Here is a 25,066-nt window from a genome sequence, read left to right on the forward strand (position 1 = left end):
CGGTTGACCCCGTCATACGCTTATTGCACGATGACATGGCTATTGCGCTAATTCAGGCCGGCTCCTTCCGAGATCGGCTCCTGATTCGCGCTCATCGAAGCCAGTTCTTGAGCTATGTTGATCAGCTCCTTCTTCGTCACATCGGACGCTGTGCTTCCAACGCCGTATACAATCGTGTAATGCTCCTTGGTGTCCAGCCATTGTACCTCCTGCAAGCTGTTCGAAGCGGCGTACATGAAAGGCTCCGTACGCAAGTAGTGGGCGTTGTGCATTCCCAAGTCCACTTCTTCCGCTTCGGACAGGCTGGTTGCCATCTTTGTCACCGTATTCTCTTCAATAATGGACATCTTGACATATAGCTCTGCTTGCTCCGAGTTCCGGTAATAGGCTGTTAATACGTCCGAATCGGTAGAACCGCTTACGTCCACTTTCCTCCAAACGAAACCGTCCCCGCTATGTACGGACTCCTGCTTCAGTTCCGGAAGAAGGCTGTTCATCAGTTCGATCGAGATCATCCCTCCGAAGGGCCATTGCTCCTGCCCCCGCTGGAATGTCCAATCATTGAGTGTTGCCGGTGCGTAGCCGTCCTCCCCCAAGTAATCTGCCACAAGAGCTTGCCACGCAGCTACATCGGTAATCTGTACTGGCTCCGACACGGCGAGCAATGAAAATTCTTCCTGCTCGGGGAATACCTCCGCCAGGCTTGGAATATAGACAACCGCCGATTCGCCCTCCTCGAGCGAGGCCTCCACCTTCGATAGCATGCCATAGATTTCGGCCGAATGCTCAGCGTCCAGCCATTCTGTCGACGATTGCTTATACTCGATACTTATCCGTTGATCGCTGATGTTCAGGTAGTAGTACCCGGTAAACCCTGTTACAAGGGCTACTACGGCAGCCACAAGAGCAATCTTGACGAGAGCCGATCGTCGCGGCTTCGCCTTCCTGTCACGACTCACCCGATATTGCATATAGATGTGCTCGACACGCTGTTCGTGACCAGCCCCCGGCTGAATATTGGCCGCCGTTGTCTTGTACGCATAGGTCAGCTTCTCGCTATTGAACATGTATAGAGGCCCCCTTCTCCTTATTGTCCGTCTCCATGAAATACCGCAGCTTGCGAATAGCCGCATGATGGCGCGATTTGACCGTGCCGACCGGGATATGCAATAAGACGGCGATGTCCTCAAATGAGCTTTCATGGTAATAACGGAGCACAATGACTTCTCTCAGTTTGAACGATAAACGATCTACTACTTCCAGCAACTCGTGACGTCTCTCGTCACGGAATAGCTCTTCCCCCGGCAACGCGCGATCGGACGGGGCTAGCGGCAGAAGCAGGCGACTTCTCCAACCCAGCTTCATCCTTCTCCATACTCGCCGTTTCCAACTGCTCGTCTGACGCAATATAATGCCATTCAGCCAAGCCTTGAACGGCTTGGCGGGGTCGTAAGCGGGCAGCGTCTGGAACAAGGCCGCGTACACCTCGCTGACCACGTCTTCTACTTCATGCTTGTTGCGGACCAGGAAGTAAACCGTCCGGTAGACGTGAAGATGGATGCGGGCATATACTTCCCGGAAAGCATCCGGATGACCTTCCGTCATACGTTGAAGCCATAGTCTCAACTCTTGATCCTCCACCACCCCTACACACCTCCTTTTCTCTTTACTTGTTTCATTCTCTATATTGGTCCGATCAGGCGAAAAGGTTCGAAATAGGAACGGATTTTTCTCGCGAAATGCCATGATATAATGGGGGTATAATAAATAAATCCATAGCAGAGGTATCGAAACTTCATGAAAATAGGGAAATTTGCCCAAGCGCATCACTTAACCATCGACAGCGTTCGTCATTACATGGAGATGGGATTGTTGCTTCCTGACAAGAAAGGGGGGCAATATCACTTTGACAGCCAGTGCAGTGAGGATGTTCAGGATATTGTTGAACTGAAGAAATATGGCTTCACATTAAGTGAAATACGAGGCATCTTATATAAAAAGCGCCTATCCACCTCTATCGACTATGATAAAGACAGAAACTATAAGGCGCAATATATCCGGAAGCACCAACAAATTCAACGGGAAATCGAGCAATTAAAAGAGATGGAAAGCAAACTACAACATCGCATTGAAGAAATATCATCGACGGAAAGCTCCGGCACCGGCCATCACGGTGTCAATGTGAATGCACTTAGTCTGTTGGCCTGTCCTGATTGCCATCAACCGTTAGTGTTGAAGAAATGTCAAATTGTGGAGACGCAAATTCAGTCGGGCAACCTCGATTGCCAATGCGGTCGGTCAATCCGTATAGAGGACGGCATCTTATTTTCTGACAAGAGCAAGTACGGGGAGTATCCATTCGATGATAGTATCGAACAATTCTTTGAGAACACAAGCCCGGAGTTTAAGTATGAGCTGGCAAAGGGCTTTCGCTGGTTAAGCAATAAGTTCAGAAATGAAATTGACGCAAATGCCGTTGCACTGGAGCTTGGCGTCGGGTATGGCATTTTCCTGAGAAATGTGTATGAAGCCTTATCCGAGCATAACGTCTACATAGCCGTTGATCACAATATTCAGCTTCTAAAAGAGCTGAAAGAAGTGCTGCAAGGACTGGAGCCGAGCACCATGGTCATTCTTATCTGCGCGGATACGCTGGATCTTCCGTTAAAGCCGGATATAGCGGATTTTCTTATTGATGTAGGCGGAGATGCAACTCAAAATGCACAGTTATTGAAAGAAGTAGATCAGTATGCAAAAGACCGTTCCGCTTTGCTAGGCGGTTATATCGTCTCCGATTGCCCGCCGCACTTAACGGATATAGAAGAACATATCGCAAGTGTAAACTATACGGTTGTTGAAGAGAGAAGTTCGCAGCAGGTGCCTAGACTCGAAGAGGATGGAACAAAAATAGGCGAAAAAAATAATGTACAAATTTATGCCGGATTTTTTAAAAGATAGGGTGCGCCCTATCTTTTTTTGTTGCCCTACAGCGGGGAGAAAAACGGTTTGGATAGGTTTTCAGTGAATCAGGCTATCTATTTTGTTGGATGCCCTATAGGAATGCACTATTTTCATCCAATTGACAGGGGGCGCACCCCATAACGTAATCTACTTACAAAATAACGAACAGGAGATACGTCTATGAAAAAGCTGAAAAAAATAATGAAGGTGCTAGTCGCCGTGTTGGCAGCAATAACGATCATATTCGGTATATTGGCATTGCTCCCCTCCCGAACGCCGCAAATTAAGATGGATGGCAAAGTAGTCCCGAACAGCATTGCAGAGCTTCGAAAGGTGGAAATAGGAGGTATTGACCAGACGCTTCTTATAAGAGGGCACAATAAGAACAATCCCGTTATCTTATTCCTGCATGGAGGGCCTGGACAAGGGGAAGTCGGATTTATGAGAGGGTATCAGAAGGCGCTGGAAGAGAAGTTCGTCGTAGTGCGATGGGATCAGCGCGGAGCGGGAGCGTCCTATTCCAAGGATGTGCCGAAGGAATCGTTCACAATCGAGCAACTGCTGAAGGATACCGACGAGGTGACGGATTACTTGAGAGAACAATTCAATCAGCCGCAAATTTTTATCAGCGGACATTCATGGGGAACGGTGCTGGGGACGCTTGCAGCCAAAAGCCATCCGGAGAAATACTTGGCTTATATCAGTGTGGGACAAGTTGTAAATATGAAGGAAAATGAGAAGCTGTCCTATCAGTTCGCATGGACTAAGGCGAGAGAGGCGAACGACGAAGAGGCGATTAAGCAATTGGAACAGATCGAGCTCACTTACACCTCCGACAATATGATGAGCTACAGAAAATATGTGGACAAGTTCGGAGGAGTCATTCAAACAAAACCGGAGAAGGGCATTGCGTCATCACTTCTGCTGTCACCGGAATACCGACTAAGCGAGAAGCAGAACTTTCAAAAAAGAACGTTGGATGTCGGCAGGCTGATGATACCGGAGATCATGAACATCAATTTTATGGAGGAAGTAAAGGGGCTGGAAGTGCCGACCTATTTTATTATCGGCAAGCATGATTATACATCGGTCTATCCGCTGGTCGAGGAATTTTACGAGCAGCTGGAGGCGCCTGTCAAAGAGTTGATTGTATTTGACAACTCGGCGCATCTGCCTCAGTTGGAAGAAAACAAGAAATTCAACGATACGGTTATTCGCATTATGGAAGAGGTGACGGGGAGGGGGAACTAGAGACGAGCAGCGCTGCAACTCGCCTCACCTTGCTTCCAGGGAAGAATGCTTGCTTAAAACAGCATCAGTTTGCGATATTGCCCCGGCGTTCTTCCCATCTTCCGTTTGAACAGGGCACAGAAGTAAGCTTCATTCGCGATACCTACCCGGTCGCATAATTCTTGATTGGAATACCTGCTGACCTTCATCAGCTCTACAGCCGTTTCAATTTTCCGGCGATTCATGTAATCAACAAGACTCTCCTTCATCTCCTTCTTGAATACAGTGCTGAAATAAGAAGGTACCAGATTCGCCTGTCTTGCAATCGTCTGGAGCGATAATCGTTCCGTGATATGGCGATTAATGAAATCGACAGCTTTGGCAATGTCCGCCCGGTCAGGCTTGCTCCGCTTGGATGTATGACGCGGCAGTAATGGTTGCGTCCGTCTGGCCGAGATTGTCCAATTGAGCCGATTGATCTCCCCTGGAGCCAATTCCAGAGCACCTGTCTCGGAAGGAGACAATGATAAATTGAATGCATTCGGCACACAAGTGTGCGGTTCAAGCGAGATAGCATTGCTCCATTCCGGAAGGAACAGAACGAGCTTGGAGAACTGGGAATCCACCTCATACTCCATTTGCAGCGATGCCGCTTCATCTACAATTTGAAAGGAATAGCAGGCCTCGTCCACTGTTTCCGGATTGCGGCATTCCAGAACGTACAGACGGGGCTCAACAGTATTTAAACGAGCCCCTCTTCGTAGCAGCTCTGCCGTCTTGCGATCACTCTGTATATGCAGCGCATGCCCGGCATTGTCGTACTCCCACTCTGCCCATGCCGGAATTTGCACGTGAATGCGCTCCTTTCCCCCGGTTAACCGGAAGTAGGGATGAAATCCAAGTGCGAACGGCGCATAACGCTCACCTTTATTTTCTGCGCGAACCTCTAACGATAAGCTGCCCTCCTTCAAGCGATAGGTCATCGTATATTGGACCGCATGCGGAAAATAAGCAAAGCGCTCCGGGTCGTCCGTATAAGCATAGCATGCCGTGATGAAAGCTCCGTGCTCTTCATCGGCACCTACTTTCAACACTTTCCAGGGAAGTCTGCCTATCTCTCCATGGAGATGATGGGGGCCCCTATTCGGCGGCAACGTATACGTAACCCCCCTATGGACCAATTTTCCTTGTTCGGTTGATCCTGGAAAGCTGAGCACAGGTATGCCGTATCGAGTCGGATGTTCCCTTAGTGCCGCAAGCGACGGGGGAGATAATATCAACTCTTGTCCTTGCCAACTGTATCGGATCACATTCATTCCGCATGCCGCAGTAATCTCGACCAGGCCATTCGCAGCCCGGTCAATCAAGCGGTAAAGAGTTTCACCCTCGCGTTCAAATGTCATAAACGAATATCGTCCCATGTTTGTACCCTCCCCTCTGTCCCATCAGTAGAGAGGCTGCTCCCCAGACGAAGATTCTGAAGGAATCAGCCCCTCCGACCATGTTGAGCTATCCTTCGCGAACCGTAACTGAAAGGGTATCGCTGGAGACTGCACCTGCGCGATTGATCAGTTCTGCCCGGTATTCGTACACACCTGGTCCCCTGTCCATGATGTACGTTATAGCCGACTGTGCATGAGGTGTTTGGGCATTTAGTGCCTGCGTATCGATTAGCACCTCATTTTCATACAGCCTATATTCGGTTGCATTGGTGCCCCACCACATGTTCATTGCAATTGTATAGCTTCCATCCCCGTCCCAATTATCCGAAGACAATACGGGCTTGGCCGGAGCCGCAGCCGACACTGTTACGGTATGCGTATCACTGACCGTTGTTCCATCCGCATTCGTCAGCTCGGCTACATACGTATATGTTCCGTTGCTTCTGCCTCTGACACGTGTAGTCGCTTGTTGCGCGCCAGGGGTATCGGCAGTGAGTGCTTGCGTGTCGATCAGCGTGCCATTCTCATACAGCTTGTAGGTTGTTCCGTTTACCCCCCACCACATATGCATCGTAAGGTTGTAATCACCATCGGCGAGCCCGCTGTCCTGGCCGTTATTGTCCGCCAGAACGGGCTTGCCAGGCACATTGCTTTGCCCGGGGTCTGTGCCGGCTTTCTTGCTGTAGACCCGCACATAATCAACATCCATACTTTTGCCATGCGCAGCATCGGTAATCATACCCGCCCAGTTCAGCACAGCCGTAGACAAGATTGGAGTGACTGGAGCGGCGGCATTGTACACCGGCTTGCGGGCAATTTCCATCCCATCAAAGTAATAGATCAGCTCCTGCTCAGTCCACTCCAGTCCGTACGTATGGAAGTCGTTGCTGAGATCCTCCTCCGCCAAGGTCCGTTTGGACGTAGTAGCACCTGCGCCGTTGGCTTCGTAATGCAGAGTCGTGTTGATCGCATTGGGATAATGACCCTCGTTAATATCTATCTCGAATTTGGGATTTGCCGTATGAATCATCCAGAATGCCTGATTTAATCCCGGGACAGCCGCATAGCGGTATCTGGCTTCCCAATAGCCATACTGCTGTTCGAACACTTCAGGCTTCACCCAGACGTGAGCCGTTGTCCAATCGGCCCCGCCCCGCTGCTCTTTCTTGGTGACAAGCTTAAGCAGTCCATTCTCGACAACCGCATTTTCCTTCCATCGGCTGGACAGAATGTGCGAGGGATAACCGTTTGCCGAATCCCAGACATCCCAATCCAGCGAACTGCCGTTGAACTCATCTTGGAAGGCGAGTTCCCACTCCGCACCCGTATGCGGCCCTGACCATACAATCGTTTGCAGCAGCCGCTTGAGCATCACCGTCATCTCGGCACGGGTAGAGGTTCCTTGCGGCTGGAATGCTTGAGCTTCCGTGCCTGACATTATTCCGAATCCGACGATCTGCTTCACTGCATCCCGGGCCCATGGCGCAATCGACGCGAGGTCTGTGAAGCTGTCGTAAGGGTTCGCTGAGGCATCGTACCACTCCAGATTTTTGCTCACATACCGGACACTATGCTCCAGCATCAGCGCCATCTCTTCTCTGGTTATAGGCGAAGCCGGCTGAAGTTGATCCTGACTGATCGGGAGATTCTGCAGCAGTCCAACTGCCTGGGCCGCACCTGCCGCATCTGCCAACTCACTGCCTGCAGGGACATCATTGAACGAGTTGCCTGCATCATTATCTTCGAGACCGAGCGCCTGTGCCAAGGAGACGATGAAATCACCTCGGGTAGTGGTCTGATCCGGCGCGAACAGAGTTGGGGATACGCCGCTTATCAATCCCTTATTCGACAGGCTGACAATATCGTTCTCGGCCCAATGGCCGTCTATATCCTCGAATGCAGTGACAGGATTCGTAACATGGTCGTCCGTTACAGTATCGGCGTTCACATACAGCGTTTGCCACACTGTGGTATAGTCGGTCGCGCTGTTCAGAATTTCGAAGCGTACCGCGCTGGCCCGGGTATTCACTTCACTTCCGGCCGGTGTTTCTTTGAGAAGCTTTACGAATTCTCCAGGTTGGCCGGAGAAATCATAAGTGCCGAGTCCATACCACCCGATCTGACCATCGGTGAGATCGACATATACCGTATCAATCGTACCTTCATGATGGATGTCGTACCTGACATTCGGGTCGTTTTTGTTATCGTCCCAGAACAGCTTGTAGATGGAGATTCGGACTTTGCCCTGGCTATAAATATAGGGGTTATAGGTGGCTGTGGCATTCGGGTCAATCGTCCATATGGTGCCCGGTGCATTCTGGATCGGTCCCTTGACAGCGCCGCTCCACTGCCAGGCTCCGGTAACCGAGAAGCCAGGTATCGTATCCACATCAATTACGCCGTTCTCAAGGTCCACCGGAGGCTCCTCCGGAGGTGCCTCGTCGAGTGGCGGTAGCGCTGTAAGCTTGATGTCGTCCAAGGATACGGGATCGGCAGCAATCAGCCGCAGGCGAGGAGCGGTCGGATTGTTGTAAGTCGCCCCTGCCTTGTCGAATACATCCCTTTGCCCGATCAACTCAAGTGCTTCCGGGTCAGTCCCCCAGTAGATGTCATTCTTTAAATTGTTAAGGGTCGATTCTATTCTGAGGTAATACCAAGTATCCGGCTGGAGCTCGCTAGTCAGCTTTGTACCGTAAGCGCCGTCAGAGCCGCCTCCCCATCTCACCGAGTCCGAATATAAGGAGAGCCACCACAACTTCTTGGGAATTGGCGTTTGTGTATCGTCCAGCACGAACCTGACGATCTCCACATCGGCAGCTTTTTCGGCTCCCGCTGTCTTCACCTTTGCTTCGAATAACAATCTTCCGTCATTTGGTACGGTTGGAGAAGTGGACAGCGTAACTCCGTCCTGGAATTTCAAATAATTCGTCGGGTTCATTGCATCTGCAGCAGATACAAAGATACTGTTGGTCCGGTTGAGCTGCCATAGCGTGGAAGTGCCGCCATAGCTGCTTTCGTCATTGGGAAAGGGCAACCCGGAGATGACTCCGGGAGCCTGATAGTCGAAAGTCTGGTTGATGGCTACCGTCTCCTCCGCCGCCTCTTGGGCGAGCGCAGAATTTATCGGGGTTCCGATAGCGCTTCCAATTAGAAGTGCAGCCAAACCGGTTGCGATCAGTCCTCTGTTCAGAACGTTCATCAAGCGCATAATTATCCTCCTCACGGATCATTAATCAAGCTGCACGACAATAAATGACTTGTAGCGCAAGCCGCATGCCCACGGGACATACGGCTCGATGAAACTCGGTTCAATCCGAACGTTATTGCGTGCTGGAGATATACTCATTCATTTGCTCGACGTAGGCTTTGCCGCCTTTCTCGTACCATTGGGTAAGCAGGTTGTCGAACGCATCGACCGGCAGGTCGCCAACCATAATCTTCGTGATCGTCTCGTCCCATATCAGCTTGAAATCCATGAAGGAGGGTTGCTTCGCCGCCGGGGGGATAAACCCTTGATCAAGTGAGAACTCCACAGTATCAATTGCTTTATCGACGAACGTCTTCAGACCGGATCTGATATCGTTCGGAAGTTTGGTATCGATGAAGAAGTCGCCGTCGTTGGCTCTTCTGACGATCGCTCTGCGCCATGGGGCGGTGACATCGGGATTGTACTGGCGGTTTCCGTCCACCATCGTATATTCCACGCCTTCCACGCCATACTTCACCAGATCCCATCCTTTGTCTGACAGCAGCCAGTCGAGCACTTGAAGTGTGCGCTCGGGGTTTTTGGCCTTTTCCGTTACGCCCCATACCCCGAAGGTAGCGGTTCCGTAAGCGGCGCCTTTCAGATCGCCTTGCTCGTTTTGGACAAATAAATAAGTAATTTCCGTATTTGGGTCATTTTCTTTTCCTGTCAGCTCAGCGGTATACGCATTGCCGGCAAATTCGGTGCGGACACCCGATATACCCAGCTTGAATCGATCAACCGATGCATTGCGGTCAATCACTGCCGAATCAGGGTCTACCAGCCCCTCTTTAAACAACTGCTGTGTGTAGGCCAGCACCTTCTTGTACGTGTCGGAGTTTTGATCGTACATTGGCGTGATATATTGGTACGGCCCTGCATTGGCCTTCTGCCAGCCGAGATCGCCGAACTGATTGGACAAGAGGGGATCGATCATCTTTGCCGTATTCAGATATGCGGCATAACCATAGGTGTCGTTCTTGCCATTTTTGTCCGGGTCATTAAAGGTGAACTGGCGCAGAATGTCAGTAAATTGATCGACGGTTACTTCATGGTTGGCCGGCATCTCGAACCCGATGTTGTTCAGCCAGTCCTCGCGGACAATAAAGCCGTCATTGCGTGCCACGGAAGTGCGGGGAACGGCATAATAATTGCCATCGCGCTTGGTCTCCAGCGCCTTCCAGGAAATGTCATACGTATACTTCTTCACATTGGGCAGATTATCCAGATAAGGGTTGATCGGAATGAGCACACCGTCGTTAACGGCGTTGATAAAGGACTCGTCAGATTCCGAAGGGAAGAAGATGAGATCCGGATAATCGCCGGAAACGAGTGACAACTGCAGTTGCTCCTTATACCCGGTTGATGGCGGGATGACCCAATTCAATTCCACATTGAGGTCCTGTTCCAATTGGTCGAATATGGCCTGGTCAGCCGGTGCGACATTCGCCGTTGAGAAGTTGGCCATAATCGAGATCTTGGCCTTCTCTTGTGCAGCGGGCTGGCCGCCCTCCGGACTTGTGGACGCTCCGGACGATTTGTCGTTATTCGACGAGCCATTGGAGGAACAAGCGGATACCAGAAGCATCGACAAAACCATGCCGCCGATGAACATACGTTTGTAATTGTGTTTCATGCGGATACTCCCCTCAGTTTATGTGTATTTATAATAAAGGCTTTGCCTCCATTATCCTTTGACTGACCCTAGCATGATGCCTTTGACAAAATACTTCTGCAGGAACGGGTAAACGCACAAGATTGGAAGCGTCACCAGCATCAATGTGGCGTATTGCAGAGTAACGGGGGTCAATTGCTGGCCGCCCGATTCCGCTGCGTTATCCCCTCCCGATATGGAGGCAAGCTTCGCCCCCTCGATCACCTCGCGCAGGAATAGCATCAGAGGCCACTTCTCCACCGTTCGGATATACACGATCGCATTGAAGAAGTTATTCCAATAAGCCACGGCAGTAAACAAGCAAAGTGTTGCGATGATAGGCATAGACAACGGTACTACGATGCGGAACAGAATGTACGGGTCCGAAGCGCCATCGATTCTCGCTGCCTCTTCAAGCTCCTCGGGAATGTTCTCCATAAACGTCTTCATCAGAATCAGATTAAAGCCGGACATCAGCATTGGCAGTACCAGGGCCGCCAGTGAGTCGAGCAATCCAAGCGAACGCATCAATAAGTAGTTGGGGATGAGCCCTCCGTTGAACAGCATGGTGAAGACGATGGCAAGCATGAAAACGGTTCGTCCACGCAAATGCCTCTTGGATAGCGAGTAGGCTGTCAAAATATACAGCAGAATGCCGAACAGCACTCCTGAGGCGGTCACGATTATCGTGTTCCGATAGCTGGACCAGAGCACAGGATGTCGCAAAATTTCTACATACGCTTCCAGGCTGACATGCTTGGGCCATATGCGCAAAGGGTTTTCAATATAAGCCGAGTAAGAGCTGACGGATACGGCCAGTACATTGATAAACGGATACAGCATCAAAATACCGATAAGCACAACGAGTGTGTAATTCACGCCGTCAAACAAACTGAACTTCTTAAGTTTCATCTGGCGCCCCCCTTACCATATCGACTTGCCGCTAACTTGGCGGGAAGCATAATTCGCTGAAATGATCAAAATAAATCCGACGATACTTTTAAACAGGCCGACTGCCGTCGCATAGGACATACGTCCGTCCAATAAGCCGATCCGATACGTGTACGTCTCAAATACATCGGCTGTCTCATAGGTTAGAGGGTTATATAGCAGATACACTTGCTCAAACCCATTGTCGAGCACATTGCCTAACTTCAGCAGCAATAAAATGACGATGGTCACCGCAATACCCGGGAGTGTCACATAGCGGATTCGCTGCAACCGGGTTGCCCCGTCTATCGTTGCCGCTTCATACAAGGTCGGATCGATCCCTGTCATAGCTGCAAGGTAAATAATTGTTCCCCAGCCGACCTCCTTCCAGATCTCCGCGCTAACTACTATCGTTCGGAAATACTCCGGCAATGTCAGAAATTTGATCGGTTCATATCCCAACGAGCCGATCAGATGATTGACCAGACCGGATGAGGGGGACAAGAAGTTGATGATAATCCCGGATAAGACGACCCATGAGATGAAATGGGGCAGATACATGACAGTCTGGGCTATACGCTTAAATGCCATCTGACGCACTTCGTTCAGCATAATGGCCAGCAGGATCGGTGCCGGGAACCCCCATATGATCTGGTAGAAGCTCAGCAGAAGTGAATTGCGAAGCACCCTGAAGAAGTGTTCGGATGCGAATAGCTGCTGGAAGTTGGTTAATCCAATCCAGTCGCTTCCCCATATGCCGCGTACAAGATTCAATTCCTTGAAAGCGATAACAATTCCGAGTATCGGGATGTACTTGAAAACAATCAAATATACAAATCCGGGGACTAAAAACATATACAGCCATTTGTTTCGAATGAGATGGGTGATCAGGGGTTCTTTTTTGATCGATTGTGCCACCTGTCTGCTCCTTTCGTTTTGTGCTGTGCCACTACAGTAAGTATATAGGAGCAGAGAAGGCGTAGAAATCAGGCACAATCTAGAAATAGTGGGGATATGAAAACGTTTTATTTCGTCAAAAAACGACTCAGTGTGACTGCATTTACTTTTTGTAGGGGCTCATTTACTTCCTGCAGTCAGATCTGCTTCGGTAATCTCAGTTCTACGATGGTTCCTTCTCCTTCCTTGCCGGATATTTTTAACCCGCAGCCTTTGCCGAAGATCAATCCGATCCTGCGATTGACATTCATCAGACCGATGTGATCGGCTTCCTTGATCTGATCGGACCCAAAGCTTTGATTAATCCGCTCCGCCTGCAGAAAGCCAATTCCTACCCCGTTATCCTTGATCCGCAGTATGACTGACCGGGTATCTTCGTAGCCGGTAATCGTAATGACACCTGGCCTTCCTGAAGGTTTAATTCCGTGGTAGATAGCATTCTCAATAATGGGTTGGAGAGTTAGCCTGACGGTCAGGTAGTCAAAGATGGACTCATTGATTTTCCAGATGACTTCCAACTCGTCTTTATAATGCATTTGCTGGACCTCTACATACAGTCTGGCATGTTCGATTTCCGTGCGAAGAGGAATGACATTGTTGCCTGTGGACAGGCTGAGACGCAGCAATCTTGACAGTGCATGGATCATGGACGAGGCTTCATTTTTCCCTCCCGTCAGCCGCATGACTTTCCAGTTGACTGCTTCCAGCGTATTGTAGAGCATATGAGGATTAATTTGCGCTTGCAGCGCAATGGACTGCGCCTTGCTCATCAGTTCGTAGCGCCTTTCCAGCTCCTGCTCCATCTCTTTTTTCTGCTCGCTGGATTGCACGATTGCAGCAGCGATATACTTTAGTTCGTTCAAGGCTCCTGCTGTGTTTTTCTCATTATCTCGCTGGGCAGGCAAGTTGTTCGCCAGCAGTGACAGAATGCTGTGAATCGGTCGATAGGTTTTCACAGAAATAAGGAAAGCGATAATGAGACTGGTAACGACTCCCGTAACGATTAGGAGCGCGATGAAGGAACGAAGCCGGTTCTGGCTGGATTCGTAACGCTCCAGCGGAATGGCGGATAGGAATGTCCAGTCTCTTCCCCGTGAAGGAACCGCAGAGACAACCGTCGATCTGCCGTCTCTGTTCCGGGTAACATGCGAGAACGTCCGGTCGAAGCGATCCGCATCCCATTCAGGGTGATAGTTCCCGATTGACTGATGGATGCGCGTCGGGTCATGGGTGAATACAATTTGTCCCTGCCGATCGACGATGTAAATCTCCTGCTCTGGCGTCATTCCCTTCATGAGGGGTTCCAACTGCTTGGCTCCGACACTTACGGTCATTAGACCTTCCTGATTCGCCCCGCTTACCGGAAGCAGCCGGAACAAGACAACCTCGGGTTCTTCGTCTTGCGGCGAATCGATCGTGCGAATCCAGAACTTGTGCGTATCTTTCGTGGCCAAGTAGTCATGATACCACCACTCATATCTGTACTTGTCCAGACTTCCTGCATTGGTCTCGCTCACGAGATAATCCGTCTTCGCAAAATAGAGCTGAATGGAAGAAACATATGGATTCGTCAGTATGGAAATGCGCAGCAAGTCCTGAATGCGGCGAATTCGTTCAATAGTCGAATAATCCAGCGGATAGTCCAGTCGCTCGCTCCTTAAGAACAGATCAACATCCGATACGGTTCCCAGACGGATGCTGAGACTCTCCGCTTCGTTAATAATAATATCAACTGTATCGCGGATACGGGTCAGCTCGCTTAAGCTGGAACGGCTGACTTCTCTCCTCATCGCCGAGTCGTTATACTGATAGACCAGATAATGCACACAAGCTAAAGGCACCATAAGCAAAAAAAGCACGACCAGGAAGTTCTTGATGAAAATACTGTTGAATTTATAGTTTTTGATGTACGTCCATAAGGTCGCTTTCCCGTCCAAGCTTCTTCCCCCCATCACATCTGCCGTTCCCTGTATTCGCTCGGGAGATAGCCCGTATGTTTCTTGAATAGCTTGTAGAAATGACGTACATCCTTATAACCCGTCTGTTCGCAAACCTCGTATATTTTCAGATTGGTATCGCGCAACAGTTCGGCGGCCAGTTCCATTCGAACTCCGGTTACATAATCGGAGAAGCTGCGGCCGGTTTCCAGCTTGAACAACCGGCTCAAGTAGACGGGATTCAAGTAGACCTGTTCCGCCACTTCGCCCAGCGTAATATCTTGCTTTAGCTTCTCCCTAATGTACTGCTTGGCCTGGGTGATTACTTTCCGCTCTGTTGGATTGTCTTTGGTCCGGTGCTCGTCCAGCCATTGATTCAATGCCGGATACACAGCTTCAACCTTCCATTCCAGTCTCAACCCGGACAGAGAGAGGACCCGGGCGGCCGAACGCTCCAGCAAGCCGTTCAGGCGACTGTCGAACCCCACCGGATCGCCTGATACGGACACAGCCAGCATATGCAAAGGCTTGCCGGGCTGGCCGTGCGGCAGCATAACGATGTCGGACGAGTCTTCCGGCAAGCTGTGAAGCATAGCCTTCCGTACTTCATCCACCGGCGATTCGGATGACCAGGATATGAGGACCCGGGCGCAAGGGCTTGTCCCCGGATCGATGCTCATTCCGATCAGGTGCTGGAACATGCGGTCTAACTGTTCTTGCTGCTGAAGCTGGCGGTCCCGTTCCTCTCGCTCCTGATCCAATTGTTCCTTCAAGGAATGGAATACTCTGTACAATTCGTCCAGATCGGTTGGCTTCAAGAGGTAATCGTACACATTGTACCGAAGCGCTTCTTTGGCAAGCTCGAACTCCTGGTACCCGCTAATCAGGACGATCCGGACAGGAAGGTTCTGCTCGTAGATATGCTTGGCCAGGCTCAATCCGGAGAGGAACGTCATTCGGATATCCGACAGTACAACATCTACATGGTGCTGCTCGAGATAACTGATCCCTTCAGCGCCGTCCTTTAATGCTGCCACTACTTGAAAGCCGCAGCTTTGCCAGTCCACGATGTCAACGAAGCCTTCCCGCACCTCTTTGTCGTCGTCCACGATCAATAACCGATATGCCGATTCCCTCATATTCCGTCCCCCGTGATGCTGAATTTTATGAGCTCTTTACTTGAAAATATTCGGTCACAACCTTATTCATCGCCTTCTCGTCTACCTCGACTCCGAGCCCCGGCGCATTCGGCACAGTAAGCTGCCCCTGCTCCAGACAGAAGGATGTATGCAGATACGGGGAGCTTGCCTTCAGGGCATTCGGCTGGTATTCGTAAATTAGAAAGTTGGGAATCGCCGCCGATACATGGATAGATGCGGCATGGCCGATGCCCTGATGCACGCTGAGATGGGGAGTGAATGCTACATGGTGCGCCTCCGCCAGATGAGCGATGCGCATCATCTCTGTAATGCCGTTCCTGCCCATATCGGGCTGAACAACTTCCGCCGCGCCGGATACGATCCAGTCCTTGAAGGCATATATCGTGCGTAGCGGCTCGCCTACAGCGACCGCAGTATCGATCGCCCTCGCAAGCTTGCTGTGTCCTTCCCGATCCTCGAATGTAAGCGGAGCCTCGAAGAACAGTGCGTTGATCTCGCCTAATGATCTGCCAATTGTATAGGCTTCCGTATGCGTGCATTTGCCGTGAGCGTCGAACATCAGATCCAGTTCGTTCACGTCGTAAGCCGAACGCAACGCTTGCAGCAGGTCCATGTAAGCGCTCATGTCCTGGTCGGCTGCGTGCACCTTGAGTGCATTGAACCCCTCTTCTCGGAGGCGTGCGGCATTCTCCATTCTTTCTTCATGATCATTCCCGGGCACACCGGTGTAATAACACTTCAATTTATCGCGATACCGCCCGCCAAGCAGCATATATACGGGTTGCCCCAATGCTTTTCCCTTAATATCCCATAATGCAATGTCCAGACCGGCCATCGCATCAATTAGATATCCTCCTGTATATCCTCTTTCACGTAAGGTGTCAAGCATTTTATCCCATAAATATTGATTTTGCATTGGATTTTCCCCCAGAACAAGCGGTGCCAGATGGTGTTTTATGATGGTCGCCACGATCTCGGGATGCGTTGGGGCCAATATCTCCCCCCAGCCTTCAACGCCGTCATCGGTCGTTACTTTTACGAATACCGTCTCGGCGTTAATGGAATAGATGCAGGAACGACGATTGCCGCTCCTTACAAAGTAATCCGGGGTAATAAATCGCTTACCTTCTACAGGCACATCTGCTATAGGTGGCAGCTTGACAATGTAAACATCAATACGTCTAACTTTCATTTGCAATCCCTCCGAATTGTAGTTTTCAGTTGTCACTCGTCGCTTCCGGGGCAAAGGTGTATGAGCCGGATTTCCAATGCCGTCGCAGATCTGACCGGACCAGCCCCCCCACCGCTTGCAGCGACATGCCTCCATCGACGACCAGGTTCACGCCGTTTACGAAAGAAGCCAGATCGGAAGCCAGGAACAGCGTCGCGTTAGCAACCTCTTCCGGATAGCCTGGCCTTCCAAGCGGATAGCAGTCACAATCTATAACAAAATCAGTCTGCTCCGCCAGCTGTCTCTGCATTTCCGCGCTCAGCGTTTTGCCCGGAGAAATACTGTTCACCCGAATCCGATCTGCAGCTCCTTCCAGAGCAGTCTGCTGCGTGAAAGCGATAATCCCGCTCTTGGCTGCCGAATAAGCGGGCAGGCCGGGGTTCATCTGAAAGGCATTAGTGGATGACATATTCACGATGGCAGGTGCCTTTGCATGCTGCAGCAGCGGCCATGCGTATTTGGTACACAAGAAGACGGAAGTCAGATTGATATGCAGCAGCTCATTCCATTGTTCGAGTGTGCTGTCACCAATTTTGTTTATTCTGGTCACCCCGGCATTATTGACCAATATATCGAGACTGTCCAATTCACTGAATACCCGCTGTACCGCCTCTTCATCCGTCACATCCATGGTGACGGCTGCAGCATCAGCACCCATCTGCCGCAGCCGCAGAGCCGCAGCTTCTGCCTTTGCCACATGAATATCGGCCAGTCGCACAGCACAGCCCTCCGCCGCGAACCGCTCCGCAATGGCCGCGCCAAGCTGCCCAGCCGCTCCCGTAATTAGCGCTTTCCTGTTAGCAAGCAGCATCGTCCATGCCTCCCTTCATTAATTGAGGTTCCGGCGATAGGCTTCTATCGCGCCTTCGACCGTTGCCGCCACCGTAATACGAGCGGGTCCAAATCGGTCAATGTCTCGAACACTTCACTTCGCAGCGTATCATCGATCGGGGCATTGGGATTGCGCACATAAGCGGATTGAATGACTCCGCCCGCTTTAAGCACCTCCTTATGAACTCCCATCGCATAACCGGCAATGGTTCCAATCCGAATAAAGGGCAGCACCCGGTAAAACAGCGCTCTCGCCGCTGCCCGTTCTCCCGATTGGAACAACCGGAATATTTCCACGCACAGGTCGGGAAATTCGCAAGCCGGCATAATGCCAACTGCTCCCCGGCAAAGCTCCTCATAATAGTACATCCCGTTCAGCCCGCCGAAAACAGTAAGGCGGCCCTCGGAACGCTCAAGAACCTCCGATATTTTCACCGTTGTCGGAGGAGCCTCTACCTTCACATAGGTGATATTGTCGCATTCCTCGGCCAGCTTGATCATCGTTGCCACAGGAATTGCCACACCGCTCGCAATCGGTGCGTCTTGCAGCATAATCGGAATGTCTACTGCTCGGGCGATGGCTTCGAAATATTCCGTCATCCGTTTACCGTCCGGCTTGACCATATAAGGGGGCAGCACCATCAGAGCGTCCGCCCCGGCCTTCTGAGCCCACTTGCTCAATTGAACGGCTCCCTCCAGACCGGTGTGTCCGCTGCCGAAGACGAGGGGAACGCGCCCTTTCACTTCATCGGATACAATTTCCGCTATTTGTTCCCGCTCGCGATCCAACAAGGTATACATTTCGCTGGCATTGCCGAATAAGGCAAGACCGTTCACTCCGGCTTCCAACTGAAAGCGGATCAGTTCGCGCAGACTTGACTCATCTACCTCCCCCTTTTCGGTAAATGGAGTGGCGACAATCGGGTAAACCCCTTCCAGCTTAATCGTTGAGTTCGACATGTTCTCCGCTCTCCTTTATGTTTTGCATGTTTTATAACGGTCGGCAGCTTCATCAGATAATCGGTGAAACTAAAAATGCTGCGCCGGCGGCAACAGCTTCACGAGCCATCGTTGCATCCAGCACAGAACCCGCGCTATCGTGCTTATATCGGCAATGCCGCTCTCTCAGCGAATTCCGCTCTCTCAGCGAATTCCGCTCTTATAATGACGGTACAGGCTAACGGCTCCTTGAGCGCTGAGCGTATCGGACTGCTCTTCCGGTACAACCGTAATCTCCAGATGCGGATGCCGTTCCTGCACGATCGGTTTGAAAATAGACGGAAATAAAGCTTTGCCGTATAACACGAGCTTTCTAATATCCGGGGTCAACAGATCGTTCAGCATAGCCAGATCCAGTGATAATAATGCACCTAAAAATATCCCCGCCGCTTCTTGCCGGTCACGCCGCTCCATAACGTTCAGTACACGGGAGCTGAATATCGCCCGCCCAAAGCCCGCCGCCTCGGCAATAGCTAGCCCTGTGCGGACCTGCTTCAGATCGGGTCGCATCTCCGCAGGTGATGGCAGGCTGCTTTTCAAAATCGTGCTCTGCAAGATGGCCATCATCAGCTCGCCGGTGACGGATGTCGAGCAGCGCTTGATCTCTCCACCCTCCAGCAAAATAGCTTTGTGATGGGAGCCATAGTGCATGAATACTAGCGGCTCCTGCGCCGCATCTCCCGAATGGGCCATGAAACCGAAAACTTCCGCTTCCTCGCCGCGCATCATATCCTTACGGCTCAGCTCCGCTTCGCCTATGAATCCCGTCTTTACGCCCGGAATAAAATGAATCGGCTTGGGCGCGACAGCGGGAAAAATACGCTCGACGATTCCGGCGGACACTTGAGCGGCAGTGGCCGGGGCCGGGAGATGCGGAATGTCCATTAGCCCCATATTCGACGTGATCATACCCGACGCAACAATGGCTTCAATATCCTCCAGACTGATCGAGTTGCTACTCAAAATCTCCGAGATAGCCTCCCTCAATGCTCGCTCCAGCACTTCCGTATGACCGGCAATGGCAACGTCCCTGGACCCGACACTTCGGCAGACCGAAGCTGCGATCCGGTCTCCGTCCATGAGACGCACCCTGCTATTCGTTGTGCCGGAGTCAATCACTAGCAGCTTCATGAATCACACTCCTGAAATGATTAGTCATTCTTCCCTTATTCATTATAGAACCCGTCTGCCAGACGTTATTTATATGATCTTTAGAACTTTTATTGAGATTTTTAGTTATATGCAGATGAGCGCTATTATCGGGGCGCACCAAAAAAATCCAACCGTTTTGAGGGATAAGATGACTCAAAACGGTTGGATTTTCGTTTGCTTGCGTAGGCTTGGCGGCCTGTTCAGGGGCATTAATCGCCGACAATTCTAAAGTCGATATTGTTCGGTGGCGGACAGTTCCGCTTGGCTTCCTCCAGATGATTGTCGGACAGCGGCTCATTCATCCGTTCGGCGATTTTCTGAGCCTGATAGCTGTACCACAGATTGATAATGAGCATTTCGCCTTCACGAACCACCGCAAATTCTTTCTTGAACAATTCATTCAGGAATGCTTCTTCGTTAAGCTTCAAGGCAGCGGCTCCGACGATAATCTGGATGCGGTCATTGCCGGCATGCTCCTCCGACAACGTATGATAGAATCGCCACGCTTCCTCGTAACGGCCGCTGTCAATGAGCAAGTTCAAGTATTCCTCGGCCAATGCGCGGTCCGGGAATGACTGCGACACCTGGAAGGCTTGTTCCATGTATGCGAGCGCTTGCGAGAAGTCGCCTTTATGCTTCATGGCTACGGAGAGATTGCGATACACCCAAGCGGAGGGGTGCAGCTTAATGGATGTCTCCCATACCTCAATCGCCTCGTCTTCGCGGCCAAGCTCATAAAGCATGACGCCCAGATGCATATAGGCGTTCCAATTCCCGCTGCTTGAGGAGGTGCGCAAGCTCGCTTCCAGCAATGCCAGCCACTCCGGCTGCACCATCCAGGCCGGCGGAACGCTGTTCGCATCACCCGCAGGGAAAGCTCCGCTGTCAAGCAGATGCTTCCACTCCGAGCCTTCAGCTGCTGCATCGTCCGACAGCAGGGAGAAGTCGAAGCCGGCGGGAATGCCGCGATGCTGCTCATGCTTGCGGCGCCGTGCTTCTTCCAGGCCGCCCCATCCCGACCCGTCATAGAGCTTTTGGAGGGGGGATTTTGTCGCTTCCGCTTGAACTCGCTCGTGAATGCTGTATAGGTCGGCTTCTGTAATCAGCTTGTCGACACAGCCCTTCACATATTCGTTCGCCCTTCGCCAATCCTCGCCATGAGACAGCACTGTATTCACATCGGACAGTCCGATCACCTGTGTGAAGTCCCATTCCGAATGGGCTGGCATATCCAGTCCGTGCAGCTGAGTGGGAGCGAATCCCGCCTGAATCTCGATGTAGTTGCCTTTTCCTGGATCGGACAAGAAGTCGCACCAGCGTCGTCCGCCGGGATGATGTCCCCAGCAGAACATCTTCCGGTAGCGCAGAAGCGATGTGGAACGCTCGTAGAACAGCTTTCCATCCTCATAGGCTACGGCTTCCCAAGGGGCTCTGTCCCCGGCAGGCGTCTGGAAGAAATACTCATTCGAGAACGGGAAGTTCATGGGATAAGTGACGTCCTGCCCGGGTACCGACGCAAGCTCGGGCAATTCGCCGTGGCCGAAGCCCTTGATGCGCTGGTCGAAATAGATGACCTCATCCGTCGTGGAGAACAAGCGAGCTTTCTCGGTTTCTTCAACGGCCGTATTGGTCCACCAGTACATAGGAACGGAATGATCGTTATCGTTGATGATGCGCACATACACAATCAGCTTGTCTGAGCCCGGCGGCAGATGGAAATCGATGTGCCAGAACACATTTTTGCAGCGCTCGTATTCGTATAGACGCAGAAATTCATGGCCATCCTTATCTTCCAGCATAGCCGCGTGCAACGGAGAAGAAGTGGTGAACGTATGTCCCAGCTGTCCTATATTCCACTCAATGCCGCCTGAGAACCAGGCATTCAGAATCGCCAGATTGCCGGGCTGAAAGACGGGATTCGTATAGAGCAGGTTGCGATTGGTGCGTTTGTCGATCAGGGAATAGAGTCTGCCGCCATATTGGGGCATAAATACAGCTTCCAGGATGCCATTGTCCAGAACGATGGTATCCACAGTCATATCCGTCCGTCTGCGCGTATACCGGTCCTGCATGCGATAGGGCAGGTAACGCTCTCCAGCTTCATACCCCAGCATTGGCCGGAGCCGATCCGGATAACTGGCGTTGACAGGCACGTCGCGATCATGTCTGCGGTTTCTGAACATCGGAAGCGGATTGACGCCCTCAAGCGGCGAGCCAGAGAGCCGGATGGTTGATAATTGGATAGACATTGCGCATTCTCTCCTTCAAGTACGCATAATGGATACAGCTAAGCATTATTCTTTTTGCGGAATTCAGATGGGCTAAGTCCAATCATTTTTTTGAATAACCGATTGAAATAGAAGGGATTGTCGATGCCTACCTTGTAGGCTACTTCTTTAACTCGAACATCCTTTTGCTTCAGCAATTGAACGGCATAATTGACCTTCAGCTCATTAATATATTGAAACATGCTTTTGCCGGTATCCTGTTTGAAAATTCTGCACAAATAGCTTGCATTCAGATTAACGGCATTGGCTAACATATCCAGTGTGATTTTCTCATGAATCCGATCATGCAGAATCTCTATAATTTGCAGTGTTTCCTTACGGCAAGCGCGCTGCTTGGCTTCCTGGAGACGGGTACCGGCTTCTTGCATGACATCGTGCAAGACCTGCTGGAACCTCTCCAGAGATTGCACGTCCATGAGCGTCGTTCGGAAGGCGTGGGAGCCATATAGATTTTTCCATCGCCATAAGGCTTGGCAAAGTCCAAAATATCGTCCATGATAATATCCTTGAGCGGCACGTCTTTGTCCAGCGCTTTACTGTCGAACAGTTCCGTCAGATCAAGGAAAGCTCTTTCTATCAGCATTTTCTGCACCGTATTGGTCTGGTCGGATAACGGCGCGTATATGAAGTCCGGCGGATTGCCCGATACGTTCAGAGGCTTGATAATATCCATTACCTTGGGATTGGAAATCATCGTAATACGGACTCCGGGGAAATCGGCCTCGAACCGTTCAATAACGGCTTCCCAATAGGCTTTGCCGTAAGCGCCTTCAAACACGGCAATGCTCAGCTCTTTGTTCGCAAACTTAACTTCTTCTCTTTCCGGATATATAGAGTTCGATTCCGAATTCAGGTTAGGGGATGGCATTAGCCCACAGCTTGCCAGCACGATAGCTGTGATCAGAATGAAACTGCCGTATGCGGCTATTTTAGCGGACATCATGTACCTTGACCTCCTCTGGCATCATAAGACCATTATAGAGGGAAAGCAGTCCGGCTTGCACCAGTAATTTTAAGTTCCTTCTTTTCCATTTCAAGAACAGAGTTGCTTTAGGAGTGCCGACTGTGCGAAGATTTGCGTAGTTTTTATCTTTTGGTGCGAAAGGAGCAGGCTTTTGAAACCGATCTCAACCCTTCACAAGCTTCTTCGAAACACAAGTATCAAGTCTCGTCTAATTTATACGCTGTTGGTGTTGACGACGGTTCCGATCATATTGTCCGGGAGCTACTCATACCTAGGGGCCAGCGACGCCATTAAAATGAAAATAAGCACGTATTCGGCCGAAATTATGAAGCAGCTGCGAAAAAACGAGCAACTTGAAAATAAAAAATATGTCAGTCTAAGCGATTCGATTATGCTGGATGGCGATGTACAGCACTATATTCAAAATTATGCCGAAGTCGATGAAACGGGAAAAAAGGAAATGAGCGTGTACATCAACAATTTGCTTAGCGATAAGCTTGATTTGCTGCAGAAAATAAAAAACGTCAGAATAATGACCCCCGATGCCAACACCGTTTACGATATGGGCTTCAACGTCATTAGCGACAGCAATTTTGAACGGTTGGTGGAGCGGATCGATAAGGCGGACGGCAAGGACCAATGGTCGTACTTGACGACCGAGCAAGGAGAAGCCTGCATTGTGCTGGCACGCAAAATCAATTCCTTGAAAAACTGGGACCAGTCGCTCGGTTATATTTTTATCAGCATTGGCGAGCAGCTTTATTCAGAGGAGCTGTATTCCGACGTGGATATGGGAGACGGCACGGATGTATTTATTTTGGATGACAGAGGAAGCGTTGTCTCCAGCCGCAGCTCCAAAATACCGCTCCACGAGCCTTTTAAGGACAAGAAGCTGATGGCGGCCATTCAACGTCATGAAGCGAACGGAAGCCCTTCGTTCTCGATGGACATATCCGGAGAACATCATCTTGTGGCCTACAGCTACGATGTATACTCCGGCTGGTATTTGATCAGCACCATTCCCGACAGTTACTTGAATAATGAAACAAAGTATATTCAGCGCAGCATTGTGGTGACGTGCGTCTTGCTTATTGTCGTATCGTTCGTCATCGCTCTGCTCATATCCAATACGATCTACCGTCCGCTTACGAAGCTTGTCGAACAGACGTCGCGCATTATTCGAGGTAACTTGAATACGACAGTGCAGGACGACAGCAAGGATGAAATCGGTTACCTGACCGATCGCTTTAACGTCATGGTAGAACAGATCAATAGCTTGATTGAAGAGACAAAGCGGGAGCAGCAGCAGAAGCGGGAGATTGAGCTGCAAATGCTTCAGGCGCAAATCAACCCGCACTTCTTGTTCAACACACTTAATTCCTTGAAGTGGACAGCGCAGCTTAGTCAGGCGGAAAGTGTCAGCATCGGCTTAAGCGCCTTGGCCGAGCTGCTGCGCAATACGATTATCGACAAGAAAGAATTTGTCACTTTAAGAGAAGAGCTGCGCAATATTGATAATTATGTGGTTATTCAGAAGGTTCGCTACGGCTCGACCTTCGAAGTCGCTATCGATATGCAGCCTGGGACGGAACAATGCCAGGTGCCGAAATTCATTCTGCAGCCGATAGTAGAAAACGCGATTATTCACGGGCAGGAAGGGATCACGCATAATTTGTCCATTACGATCAATGGCATGCTTCAGGAGAAGGAACTCGTGATTACCATTGCGGATAACGGAAGGGGAATGGACCAATCCAAAGCGGAGCAGCTGCTGTCCGGTGAGTATATTTCGGGCGAAGGGCGGCTTGCGAATATCGGCATTACCAACGTCGTAGAGCGGATCAAGCTGAATTTCGGCGAGGAATACGGGGTTGCAATTCGCAGTAAGGAGCAGGAAGGGACGGTTGTGACAGTAAAGCTTCCGGTTGTGATGGATTCGGAGGAGGAAAACAGCGCTGAGCGGGCAAAAAAATGATTGTGGTGGAATTTCTCATGTCTACTGGCCTATCAATTCCCTTTTATCCATCTTATAATAGAATTATTTAAATCTATCGCTAATAGTGATACACTATTATGAGGTATAGAA

The 25,066-nt window shown here is 50.6% G+C and carries 19 protein-coding genes; 3 read left to right on the forward strand and 16 right to left on the reverse strand.

Annotation, left to right across the window (positions count from 1 at the left end; genetic code table 11):
• Window positions 1–47: 47 nt before the first annotated feature.
• Window positions 48–1,067: a DUF4367 domain-containing protein gene (locus M6D81_RS17400; protein WP_262678190.1), complete on the reverse strand. Its 1,020-nt coding sequence runs from the start codon at window positions 1,065–1,067 to the stop codon at window positions 48–50.
• The gene (locus M6D81_RS17405) at window positions 1,057–1,644 is read right to left on the reverse strand and encodes a sigma-70 family RNA polymerase sigma factor (protein ID WP_262678191.1); all 588 of its coding nucleotides are present in this window, start codon (window positions 1,642–1,644) and stop codon (window positions 1,057–1,059) included. Before M6D81_RS17405 ends, M6D81_RS17400 begins: the two co-directional genes overlap by 11 nt.
• Before the next feature lie 153 nt (window positions 1,645–1,797).
• On the opposite strand from M6D81_RS17405, the gene M6D81_RS17410 reads away from it, so the two are divergent.
• Together M6D81_RS17410 and M6D81_RS17415 are read left to right on the forward strand one after the other, a co-directional pair.
• Window positions 1,798–2,958, forward strand: coding sequence for a MerR family transcriptional regulator (locus M6D81_RS17410; RefSeq protein WP_262678192.1), 1,161 nt, complete (start codon window positions 1,798–1,800; stop codon window positions 2,956–2,958).
• Between the two features lie 183 nt (window positions 2,959–3,141).
• Window positions 3,142–4,212: an alpha/beta fold hydrolase gene (locus M6D81_RS17415; RefSeq protein ID WP_262678193.1), complete on the forward strand. Its 1,071-nt coding sequence runs from the start codon at window positions 3,142–3,144 to the stop codon at window positions 4,210–4,212.
• Window positions 4,213–4,265: 53 nt separating this feature from the next.
• Here M6D81_RS17415 and M6D81_RS17420 read toward each other — a convergent pair whose 3' ends face one another.
• The 14 genes from M6D81_RS17420 to M6D81_RS17485 all read right to left on the reverse strand — a co-directional run bounded on the left by M6D81_RS17420 (window position 4,266) and on the right by M6D81_RS17485 (window position 22,959).
• Window positions 4,266–5,612, reverse strand: coding sequence for an aldose epimerase family protein (locus M6D81_RS17420; RefSeq protein WP_262678194.1), 1,347 nt, complete (start codon window positions 5,610–5,612; stop codon window positions 4,266–4,268).
• Window positions 5,613–5,700: 88 nt separating this feature from the next.
• Window positions 5,701–8,841 carry an S-layer homology domain-containing protein gene (locus tag M6D81_RS17425; protein ID WP_262678195.1) on the reverse strand — a complete coding sequence of 1,047 codons (3,141 nt, stop codon included), beginning with the start codon at window positions 8,839–8,841 and terminating at the stop codon, window positions 5,701–5,703.
• 112 nt (window positions 8,842–8,953) lie between these two features.
• The gene (locus M6D81_RS17430) at window positions 8,954–10,513 is read right to left on the reverse strand and encodes an extracellular solute-binding protein (RefSeq protein ID WP_262678196.1); all 1,560 of its coding nucleotides are present in this window, start codon (window positions 10,511–10,513) and stop codon (window positions 8,954–8,956) included.
• A gap of 51 nt (window positions 10,514–10,564) precedes the next feature.
• The gene (locus M6D81_RS17435; protein ID WP_262678197.1) at window positions 10,565–11,443 is read right to left on the reverse strand and encodes a carbohydrate ABC transporter permease; all 879 of its coding nucleotides are present in this window, start codon (window positions 11,441–11,443) and stop codon (window positions 10,565–10,567) included.
• 12 nt (window positions 11,444–11,455) lie between these two features.
• On the reverse strand, window positions 11,456–12,379 hold the full coding sequence (locus tag M6D81_RS17440; RefSeq protein WP_262678198.1) for an ABC transporter permease: 924 nt from the start codon (window positions 12,377–12,379) through the stop codon (window positions 11,456–11,458).
• Window positions 12,380–12,555: 176 nt separating this feature from the next.
• Window positions 12,556–14,355: a cache domain-containing sensor histidine kinase gene (locus tag M6D81_RS17445; protein WP_262678199.1), complete on the reverse strand. Its 1,800-nt coding sequence runs from the start codon at window positions 14,353–14,355 to the stop codon at window positions 12,556–12,558.
• 14 nt (window positions 14,356–14,369) lie between these two features.
• Complete coding sequence (locus M6D81_RS17450) at window positions 14,370–15,494, reverse strand: helix-turn-helix domain-containing protein (protein WP_262678200.1); 1,125 nt, start codon at window positions 15,492–15,494, stop codon at window positions 14,370–14,372.
• A 25-nt stretch (window positions 15,495–15,519) separates the two neighbouring features.
• On the reverse strand, window positions 15,520–16,707 hold the full coding sequence (locus M6D81_RS17455; protein WP_262678201.1) for a mandelate racemase/muconate lactonizing enzyme family protein: 1,188 nt from the start codon (window positions 16,705–16,707) through the stop codon (window positions 15,520–15,522).
• 25 nt (window positions 16,708–16,732) lie between these two features.
• Window positions 16,733–17,557 carry an SDR family NAD(P)-dependent oxidoreductase gene (locus M6D81_RS17460; protein WP_262678202.1) on the reverse strand — a complete coding sequence of 275 codons (825 nt, stop codon included), beginning with the start codon at window positions 17,555–17,557 and terminating at the stop codon, window positions 16,733–16,735.
• A gap of 44 nt (window positions 17,558–17,601) precedes the next feature.
• Window positions 17,602–18,537, reverse strand: a complete 936-nt coding sequence (locus tag M6D81_RS17465; RefSeq protein ID WP_262678203.1) for a dihydrodipicolinate synthase family protein — start codon at window positions 18,535–18,537, stop codon at window positions 17,602–17,604.
• A 183-nt stretch (window positions 18,538–18,720) separates the two neighbouring features.
• Complete coding sequence (locus tag M6D81_RS17470; RefSeq protein WP_262678204.1) at window positions 18,721–19,707, reverse strand: 2-dehydro-3-deoxygalactonokinase; 987 nt, start codon at window positions 19,705–19,707, stop codon at window positions 18,721–18,723.
• 230 nt (window positions 19,708–19,937) lie between these two features.
• A complete protein-coding gene (locus tag M6D81_RS17475; protein WP_262678205.1) occupies window positions 19,938–21,977 on the reverse strand; it encodes a DUF5107 domain-containing protein in 2,040 nt (679 codons plus the stop codon).
• Between the two features lie 38 nt (window positions 21,978–22,015).
• On the reverse strand, window positions 22,016–22,396 hold the full coding sequence (locus M6D81_RS17480) for a helix-turn-helix domain-containing protein (protein ID WP_262678206.1): 381 nt from the start codon (window positions 22,394–22,396) through the stop codon (window positions 22,016–22,018).
• Window positions 22,312–22,959 (reverse strand): hypothetical protein, encoded by a 648-nt coding sequence (locus tag M6D81_RS17485; protein WP_262678207.1) that lies wholly within the window; start codon window positions 22,957–22,959, stop codon window positions 22,312–22,314. Before M6D81_RS17485 ends, M6D81_RS17480 begins: the two co-directional genes overlap by 85 nt.
• A gap of 172 nt (window positions 22,960–23,131) precedes the next feature.
• On the opposite strand from M6D81_RS17485, the gene M6D81_RS17490 reads away from it, so the two are divergent.
• The gene (locus M6D81_RS17490; protein ID WP_262678208.1) at window positions 23,132–24,955 is read left to right on the forward strand and encodes a cache domain-containing sensor histidine kinase; all 1,824 of its coding nucleotides are present in this window, start codon (window positions 23,132–23,134) and stop codon (window positions 24,953–24,955) included.
• The last annotated feature ends 111 nt before the right edge of the window (window positions 24,956–25,066 follow it).

It is taken from the genome of Paenibacillus sp. J5C2022 (assembly GCF_025567625.1).
GTDB lineage: Bacteria > Bacillota > Bacilli > Paenibacillales > Paenibacillaceae > Pristimantibacillus.

Excerpts from the sequence above, each read along its gene's own strand:
- M6D81_RS17470 (WP_262678204.1), bottom strand. The coding sequence starts at position 19,707 with ATGAAGCTGCTAGTGATTGACTCCGGCACAACGAATAGCAGGGTGCGT.
- M6D81_RS17425 (WP_262678195.1), bottom strand. The coding sequence starts at position 8,841 with ATGCGCTTGATGAACGTTCTGAACAGAGGACTGATCGCAACCGGTTTG.
- M6D81_RS17410 (WP_262678192.1), top strand. The coding sequence starts at position 1,798 with ATGAAAATAGGGAAATTTGCCCAAGCGCATCACTTAACCATCGACAGC.
- M6D81_RS17420 (WP_262678194.1), bottom strand. The coding sequence starts at position 5,612 with ATGGGACGATATTCGTTTATGACATTTGAACGCGAGGGTGAAACTCTT.
- M6D81_RS17435 (WP_262678197.1), bottom strand. The coding sequence starts at position 11,443 with ATGAAACTTAAGAAGTTCAGTTTGTTTGACGGCGTGAATTACACACTC.
- M6D81_RS17465 (WP_262678203.1), bottom strand. The coding sequence starts at position 18,537 with ATGTCGAACTCAACGATTAAGCTGGAAGGGGTTTACCCGATTGTCGCC.
- M6D81_RS17455 (WP_262678201.1), bottom strand. The coding sequence starts at position 16,707 with ATGAAAGTTAGACGTATTGATGTTTACATTGTCAAGCTGCCACCTATA.
- M6D81_RS17460 (WP_262678202.1), bottom strand. The coding sequence starts at position 17,557 with ATGCTGCTTGCTAACAGGAAAGCGCTAATTACGGGAGCGGCTGGGCAG.
- M6D81_RS17430 (WP_262678196.1), bottom strand. The coding sequence starts at position 10,513 with ATGAAACACAATTACAAACGTATGTTCATCGGCGGCATGGTTTTGTCG.
- M6D81_RS17415 (WP_262678193.1), top strand. The coding sequence starts at position 3,142 with ATGAAAAAGCTGAAAAAAATAATGAAGGTGCTAGTCGCCGTGTTGGCA.
- M6D81_RS17400 (WP_262678190.1), bottom strand. The coding sequence starts at position 1,067 with ATGTTCAATAGCGAGAAGCTGACCTATGCGTACAAGACAACGGCGGCC.
- M6D81_RS17475 (WP_262678205.1), bottom strand. The coding sequence starts at position 21,977 with ATGTCTATCCAATTATCAACCATCCGGCTCTCTGGCTCGCCGCTTGAG.
- M6D81_RS17485 (WP_262678207.1), bottom strand. The coding sequence starts at position 22,959 with ATGATGTCCGCTAAAATAGCCGCATACGGCAGTTTCATTCTGATCACA.
- M6D81_RS17450 (WP_262678200.1), bottom strand. The coding sequence starts at position 15,494 with ATGAGGGAATCGGCATATCGGTTATTGATCGTGGACGACGACAAAGAG.